This window comes from Floridaenema aerugineum BLCC-F46 (assembly GCF_041929345.1).
GTDB lineage: Bacteria > Cyanobacteriota > Cyanobacteriia > Cyanobacteriales > Aerosakkonemataceae > Floridanema > Floridanema aerugineum.
In genome coordinates this window covers 1-8,075 of record NZ_JBHFNQ010000259.1, presented here as the reverse complement: position 1 = coordinate 8,075, position 8,075 = coordinate 1, and the positions used below count along the sequence as shown (strand labels likewise).

4 protein-coding genes and 3 pseudogenes are annotated in these 8,075 nt (G+C 39.5%); 2 read left to right on the top strand and 5 right to left on the bottom strand.

What is annotated here, in order from left to right:
- Nucleotides 1-88: 88 nt before the first annotated feature.
- Both ACE1CC_RS35445 and ACE1CC_RS35440 read right to left on the bottom strand, forming a co-directional pair.
- Nucleotides 89-1,264, bottom strand: coding sequence for an aminotransferase class V-fold PLP-dependent enzyme (locus ACE1CC_RS35445; RefSeq protein WP_413275135.1), 1,176 nt, complete (start codon nucleotides 1,262-1,264; stop codon nucleotides 89-91).
- A 6-nt stretch (nucleotides 1,265-1,270) separates the two neighbouring features.
- Nucleotides 1,271-2,566 (bottom strand): class I SAM-dependent methyltransferase, encoded by a 1,296-nt coding sequence (locus tag ACE1CC_RS35440; protein WP_413275134.1) that lies wholly within the window; start codon nucleotides 2,564-2,566, stop codon nucleotides 1,271-1,273.
- 142 nt (nucleotides 2,567-2,708) lie between these two features.
- Here ACE1CC_RS35440 and ACE1CC_RS35435 point away from each other — a divergent pair, with 142 nt between their 5' ends.
- Nucleotides 2,709-4,172 (top strand): TM0106 family RecB-like putative nuclease, encoded by a 1,464-nt coding sequence (locus tag ACE1CC_RS35435; protein WP_413275133.1) that lies wholly within the window; start codon nucleotides 2,709-2,711, stop codon nucleotides 4,170-4,172.
- Nucleotides 4,173-4,205: 33 nt separating this feature from the next.
- On the opposite strand, the pseudogene ACE1CC_RS35430 reads toward ACE1CC_RS35435, so the two are convergent.
- From ACE1CC_RS35430 to ACE1CC_RS35420, 3 genes and pseudogenes are all read right to left on the bottom strand, one after another.
- Nucleotides 4,206-4,925: pseudogene (locus tag ACE1CC_RS35430) on the bottom strand (RtcB family protein); the annotation flags it as partial.
- The gene (locus tag ACE1CC_RS35425) at nucleotides 4,925-5,731 is read right to left on the bottom strand and encodes a hypothetical protein (protein ID WP_413275131.1); all 807 of its coding nucleotides are present in this window, start codon (nucleotides 5,729-5,731) and stop codon (nucleotides 4,925-4,927) included. The gene ACE1CC_RS35425 and the pseudogene ACE1CC_RS35430, both read right to left, overlap by 1 nt.
- 258 nt (nucleotides 5,732-5,989) lie before the next feature.
- Nucleotides 5,990-6,910: pseudogene (locus tag ACE1CC_RS35420) on the bottom strand (Hint domain-containing protein); the annotation flags it as partial.
- Between the two features lie 296 nt (nucleotides 6,911-7,206).
- On the opposite strand from ACE1CC_RS35420, the pseudogene ACE1CC_RS35415 reads away from it, so the two are divergent.
- Nucleotides 7,207-7,938: pseudogene (locus ACE1CC_RS35415) on the top strand (class I SAM-dependent methyltransferase); the annotation flags it as partial.
- Nucleotides 7,939-8,075 lie beyond the last annotated feature (137 nt).

The window sequence follows — 8,075 nt, the reverse complement described above, 5'->3', positions numbered from 1 at the left end:
TTTTTTCATTTTTCTTTGTAAAAAAAAACTCGTTTGTTTTTTGCTCTTTCGCCCAAAACATCCCCCAAAACCCCCAACAACGTACTTTTTATTTTTTAATTTCTTCTACCAAGCGATCGATTTCTGAAGGCAAGGTAAAGTAATGAACACAAGCGCGGACACAATCAGGATAACGTAAAGTGCGAATGAGAAAACCTTGCTTTTCCAAGCTTTGTACCAATTCTCGGTGAGAAACTCCTTGAACTTGAAAGGAAACTAAACCGGATTCTGGGGGCGAAGTCAGTAAACATTTAACATGAGGAAGTTCAGTTAACTGTTGCCAAAGATACTTGCTTAAATTGCAGATTTGCTGATAGCGTTCTTGGGGAGAAGCGATCGCTTGATGAGTATTAATTGCTGCGGTTAATCCACAATATAAAGGATAGGCAGAAGTCGCAACTTCAAAGCGTTTTCCATCAGGTTGCCAACTTGTCGGTTGACCTATCTTAGTACTAATAATTCCCCGCCAACCGATGAAAGTAGGATGTAAACTTTCTAAGGTTTCTGGATTTACATAAAAACCACCAACACCTTCAGGCCCACATAACCATTTATGACCTGTAAAAGCGTAAAAGTCAACGCCTGTTTGAGCCAAATTTAAAGGTAACATTCCTACAGATTGGGCAGCATCAATTAACACTTTTGTTTCCGGGGAATTTTGCCGACAAGCTTGGACAATTTCAGTTAATGGTAATACCTGTCCAGTGTTCCAAACGACGTGACTTAATACTACTAATTTGGTGTTAGGTTTTAAGTGTTTGGCGATCGCCTCCAGCAAATCACTACCATCCAGAGTTTCTAACAGATTGCAGCTATCTACTTCAATACCAAATCTGCGTTGAATTTCCTGAATAGTGGCGACGATTCCAGGATGTTCGCAATCAGAAAGGAGTAAGCGATCGCCACTTTGCCAATCAATTCCCCACAATCCGATATTGCACCCTACAGTCACATCTTCAGTTAAACTAATAGTTGCAGGTGAGACATTTAATTCTTTAGCGATCGCTTCTCTAGTTTCCTGCGATTTTTGCACTACCCAAGCATTAACTTCCTCAGAAAAAGGCCCCGCATTTTGAATATGTTGAAATGCGTGAAAAATGGCATCAAGCGCTACTTGTGGCATCGGGCCTTGACCGCCATAATTGAAATAAGCTTTACTCGCCAAAGCTGGGAACTGTTGGCGAAATTCTTCTAGGGAAGTTAGTGCTGGGAAAACGCTATTCATTGGTATTTAGACTTGGTTATTTGCAGAAGGATTACCCAATATCAGGTGTTTGATAGGATTAAGAATGGATTTTAATTTGCCGATCCTTGAAGGTTCAGGGGGAGTTTCTGGAGGAGTTTCTGGAGGAGTTTCTGGAGGCAAAACCATTAAATCTTGTAAGGCAGCTTCAATGAGACTAATCAACATCACTCGTTCTACATTGTTGCCACAAATCATCTTCACCATCAGCAATTCTTTAGATATATCTGCGGCTGGATCTAAATAAAAAGAACAAGTCCAACCGGAAATTAAAGCCCTTTCATCTTTGAGGAATTCTACTACATCAGGTCGCGGATAACAGGGTTTACATTTTTGGACTAACTGCCCATTTAGGAGAACTTGTACTTCTTTAACTTCATTAGTCCAGCTAGTATCTGCTGCCCAACCTTTCAGGGTAATTTCATCATGTCTGGTGTAGGTACAAAAATCAACAAAACCTCTTGGTCTTACCCCCAAATTTAAGGTAGAAAAATCTAATTTCGGGTCATTAACTACTAAATACAAATCCTGAATTAATAGCCCTCTTTTAATGCGATGATAAAACCCTTTGCCATTGGAAGCTTTAGCGATCGCCTCCGCCACAAAAGATTCTGTCACCCAAGTTGAACCATACTCTTCTGTACTTAAAGAACGACTCTCACTCTGCGGCACAAAACAAATACCATTATCTGGCATTACCTGTTCTGGTGGCATCAATACCACATCATGAACAGTAAACATTAATATGCCATTAGGAGACAACATACTATATAGTTTTTCTAACCAAGGAACAAAGGTTTTTTCTGGTAGATGACTGAACAAAGAAAATACAAAAATGCAATCATACTTTCTCTCTACCGGATAATCCTTTGGATCTGTCACCGAAACAATGCCATTCACTCCAAATTGGAGTTTTTGGAATTCCACTGCTTCTGCATAAATATCCGACACCCAAACTTTTTCCGGGGGCATTTCTTGGACTAAATAGCGAGTCATTCTCCCATACCCGCAGGCAAAATCCAAGAAAGAATCAACATTTTCAAAACCTTGGAATTTCCAATTTATAATAGAAGTAACTCGGTTGAGTACTTCCTTACCAGACATGAAATATTCTACTAGCGCCCGATTTCTATTCCCATGAAAAGCCGCTTGCAGATACAAAAACATTTCGTCTTCTGCATTAACGCTGACGTTAAAAGTATCGGGTGAGGCAATTTGATCTAAAACAAAAGCTTTGACAATGAAATTCTTTTCTTCCCAAGTGTGCGCGTATTTAAATTCCACTTTCTCCTCACAAGTTCAAACTGGATATATTAGATTTAACATAATAGTAGGCTGCATAACTTACTTTAGAGTTAGCGATCGCGTAGGGTGCTCTCTTGCATATCGCAAATTCGCTACAAACATTTTTTCATAGTTTAAAAGAATGCTCCTAACTGCTGAACTGCTACTGCAATACCAACGCTGTCATCGACGGGCGTTTCTCGATCTGTATGGAAACAAGCAAGAACTAGACCCGCCAAGTGATTTTCAGTTAAAACTACATCAGGATCGCCTGACACATCAAAAAACTGTTCTTAGGGAACAAACATACCACAAACCAGACTACCCGGACAGAGATTGGCAAGCTGGTGCACAGGCTACTTTATCATTAATGCGTCAGGGTGTCGAGCGAATTTACAAAGGAATTTTAATTACCCAGGTAGACGAAAATCCTTTCCCCAGTTATCAGTCGCCAACACCCATTACCCTGCTAAGTTTCCCCGATTTATTAGTAAAACAACCAGGAAATTCGATTTTTGGAAATTGGTGTTACATTCCGGTGCAAATCGAATTAGGAAAACGTCCCAAGCAAGAATATAAAATTGGTGCAGCATTTCACGCATATATTTTAACAGCAACACAAGGAGTAAAACCTCCGGCTGCTTGGTTAATTTTACGCGAAAGAAAACCCTATTTAGTACCGTTGGAAAATTGGCTACCCCAAATGCAGAAATTTTTCCAAGAATGCAGTCAAACGTTACAGCAAAGCGAAACTCCAGAAGTATTTATTTCCCGGCAAAAATGCAATCTTTGTCATTGGTATAGTTCTTGTTATAGCGTAGCCAAATCCCAAGAACATCTCTCACTTTTACCAGGGGTTACTCCCAGTCGCTACAGCTATTTGCAACAACTGAATATTAACTCATTGGAATCTTTGGCTAAGGCAAATTTCGCTGATTTAGAACTAGCATTTGGCAAAGAAATCACCGAACAATTATTGCGACAAGCTCAAGCAAAGTTAAACAATCAAGTAGTTTTTCATCCAAATTCATTAATAAATTTGCCCAACTCAGATGTAGAATTATATTTTGACATTGAATCTCAACCAGAAGAAGATTTTGCTTATCTTTTAGGTGTTTTAATTGTAGATAAAAAAGCTCAAAGTCAAAAATTTTATGCCTTGTTAGCAGAGGATTTACCAGAAGAAGAGGCAACTTGGCAGAAGTTTTTAAATTTAGTTTGGGATTATCCGCAAGCACCAATTTTTCATTTTTGTGATTATGAAGTATCTATGGTTAAAGAATTAGCTAAGCGTTATAAAACACCGAATCATTTATGGCAACCTTTGTTAAATCGCTTAGTTGATGTGCATGAAAAAGTCACCCAAGCTGTAACTTTACCGATCGAAAGTTATTCATTAAAAGCGATCGCCCGTTGGCTAGGTTTTAATTGGCGCAATCCCTCAGCCAGCGGTTCCCAAGCAATTTGTTGGTATGATGAATGGTTGAAGACAGGCGATCGAACTTTTTTAGAAAAGATTGTAATTTACAACGAGGATGATTGTTTCGCCACCTATTTAGTGAAAGATTGGTTGAATAAAACATTAGAAAAAAACCCCACCCCTTAATCCCCTCCCCGTAAACGGGGAGGGGAGACAAATTTAACCTTTCACGCAGAGAACTTGCTTCAAAGTCGCTACAACTTCTACTAAATCAGATTGATTTGCCATCACTTGTTCGATCGGCTTATAAGCCCCAGGAATTTCATCTAAAACTCCCCGATCTTTGCGACATTCCACACCCTTAGTTTGAGCGATCAAATCATCTAAATTGTAGACATTTTTCGCCTTATTTCGAGACAATAACCGTCCTGCACCATGCGAGCAAGAACAATAACTTTCATGATTTCCCTTACCTTTAACAATGAAAGATTTTGCTCCCATCGAACCAGGAATAATCCCGTAATCTTCCTCTTTTGCTCTTACTGCACCTTTGCGAGTAACGTAAACATCCTCACCAAAATGCACTTCTTTTTCCGCGTAATTGTGATGACAATTCACCTCTAATAAAGGTTTAGTTGGCTTTCCGCCAGCTAAATGTTTTTCCACAATTCGCTTGACTCGCGCCATCATCACATCACGATTATAACGAGCATAATTTTGCGCCCATTGTAAATCGTGCCAGTAAGCAGCAAATTCCGGTGTTCCCGCTACAAAGTAAGCTAAATCTGGATCTGGTAACTTAATGTTTCCCAGTTTTGCTAACTCTTTCCCAGTATCAATATGATTCTGGGCTAACATATTTCCAATGTGACGAGAACCAGAATGTAGCATTAGCCAAACTTGGTTTTCTGTGTCTAGGCAAACTTCGATAAAGTGATTCAATTTGTTACTAATTGCTTGCTAAGTTTTTTTAGTCTCCACAGTCTGAGTTCAATACTGCTTTGACTTCTACCTAGCACTTTCATCGAATGCTCGATCGAATGGGTAGTAATAAACTGATCTTCTTCAGGTGTCCAAAATTTCTTGTTCACCCGTTTCATATCAGGAGGACGACTCCAACTCAGCACTTCACTAGCTTTAATTAGCTTTCTACGTAAAGCTAAACAACCGTTATAGTACAAGTGACTTGTTAAAAGTTGAGCATCTTCCTTGTAAACAACTATGTTGTAAACTTGATCTCTAGTGTTTTTATTAGAGGTTTTGGTTTTGCCAGTAATCTGTTTGATTAATTCCAGATACTCAACAGCAATGTATGAGCTACAAGTAACCAAAGATAGGAAGGGAAACTTTTTAGAAGTCATTCCCAGTGAGCCATCCCCATCTATCAAACCTCTAAAGTAATCCACTTTAGAAAAGCTACAACTAGGTAGTTGGATTAACTTTGATTTACTGCCATTCGGTAAACCCCAAGATTCAAGATAATCTCGAAATCGTTTGTCGTAAACCCTCCAAATAACTGATGTATGTTGGCTACTAAAGTTAGTTTTACGCACACGCTCACTAATGGAAGAATTAAACGGTATGAGATTCTTGAATGCCCACAATATCTCTTCATCTATCTTGCCGATCTCTATACTTACCTTACCTCGATTGCGAGTATTGTTGTATAAATGACCATCACTTTGAATGAAGCCAAACAAGTAGGCATAAGCGGGTAATTCGAGACTGATATTAGTGGTTTCCATTAATCCACAATATCATCGATCAAAGTTGCAATCGACCAAGACATTTCTGCTTGGTTCTATACCTTCCTATTCGGTATAGTTCGGAGCACACCTTCATCCTAATTATTAGGATGCCCAAGTCCCTCTGCTCTCTACGGGGCGTTTTACCGCTTCCCTCGGTATTAGCAAGTAAATAATCTAAATATTTACTCATTCTCAGCCTTCACCGATTTGGACGAGTTTTGATTACTGTATTACTACAGTAAGGGGCAATCTTTTACCCCCTCCAAGAGAACCTAATTGTTTAATGGCTTTACTTTCTAAGCGTTGTACGCCTGAATGTAAATCCTTAAAATCTTGCCAACCTTGCCAATTGCTGACAGCTTTTTCAACTTCTTTATTTTCCTCGAATCCCACAGGAATTGCTGCTTCAATATCGAGGCGAATTTTCTTCAGTTTGCCTTCTAATTGTTCGGCGGTAAATGGTGTTTTAATTGCCATCATTCCGCAGTTGTGAACAAATACACCCGCTGTTAGTGCAAAGTTGCCATATTCGGGAACAGCTAAACAGTAAACATCTTGTTTTTCCTCTAATGCTATAACTTCTACTACTTTGTGGTTGTAGGCGTGAGAATAATTTTGCTGAATTAATGTATAGCCATCTCGCTCAATTCTGGAGTAGAAAGGCATTAAAGATGTACCTGTTTTTAATTCACTCGCTTGCTGATAAGAACCATCTCTTAACATGAATTGATGGTCGGGAGTGCATTTAATTTCTTCTCCATTATCAAGAATTACTTTTACTAATTCTGCATTATGTCGAGTGAGTCTGGCGATCGCTTTAGCAGCAACAATTTTTCCGGTTTCAGTGCAAGAATAAGTAATAACTTCTTGCTGAGATTTAGCTAATTCTGCTATTGGATAAGATTTACCATCAACCAGCGGAATTAATGTATCACCTGTAAAGCAACCAATATCGACCCCGACAGCCGCAGGCATAATTGCATCTTTAGTTGCAATTACTGAACCAACTAATGCTCCTTTTCCTAAATGAACATCGGGCATTAATGCTACGTGCTTAAACACAAATGGCAAAGATGCCACATTTTTTGCCATCTTGGTTTCATCAGAACTTAGTTCATGATTTGCCCAAGAAAGCACAGGTGTTTCTGTAGAAATTGCTAGTTTTTCGTAAGGCATAAATTACAATTTTATTAACGACGAAAACGCAGAAAAACTCCTCTCGATCCTAACAAAAGGTGAGAGTTTGGGGTTTTTGAATTACGCATACTACAATGTTACATAAAGCTTCGAGTTTTGTCCAGTCTGTAGGCTGGATTAAATAAATGTAGAGACGTTGTATACAACGTCTCTACATTTATTTGAAAGGTAAGTATCGAATAACTGCCACGATCGACTAACAATCTATTAAGATTTGTAAACAGGGCTGTCTCAGCTATTCTCTAGCAATTTTAGTAAATACCGATACTAAAACTATGCCGATCGCAAAAGAAACAATTTGGGAACGTTTTTTAGCACCATTAATTCGTCCCTTAATTGACGAACAGGGGTTACAGCGTTTTTATGACAGCGTAGATTGGGAAGCAGAAGCCTCGCGCTTCCGTCAGCCAAATTTAGAATATCCCGAATATTACAGCAGGCAGAACTTTCACGGAGTCAAAGGCGGATACCTCAACCCGGGCGCTTCCGTTTCTTACGATCCGGTGACACAATACGTTTTACCACCAAATGAAACTTGGATTAGACAGGGGTTAGTCGATCGCTTATGCGGAAAACCCAGAAGGATTTTAGACTTAGGCTGTGGTACAGGTTCCACAACTCTGTTACTCAAACAAGCTTTTCCCGAAGCCGAAGTCATCGGTTTAGATTTGTCGCCTTATATGTTATTTATGGGCGATCGTAAAGCCAAACAAGCCGGACTGCGGATACAGTGGCGACATGGAAACGCCGAACACACAGGTTTTCCCGATGCTTCCTTTGACGTAGTGACAGCATCTTTACTGTTTCACGAAACTCCCCCAGCAGTTTCTCAAGCTATTTTGCGGGAAAGCTTCCGGTTGTTAGTTCCCGGAGGACAAGTTTTAATTCTCGACGGAAATCAGAAAACCCTGCGCCACACCGAATGGTTGACGGAGATTTTTGAAGAACCCTACATTAAAGCTTATGCGTCGGGAAATGTTGACGCTTGGATGGGTGCTGCGGGTTTTGAACAAAAATGTTGAGCGCAGTCCCTACCTATAACGAAGTTTAGGTAGGGTTAGCGAAACCAACATAAAAATGCGTAGCAACGATTTATTCTGGATTCTCTTGGTTCTGCACATATTCTATAAGTTTATTTAGTGGT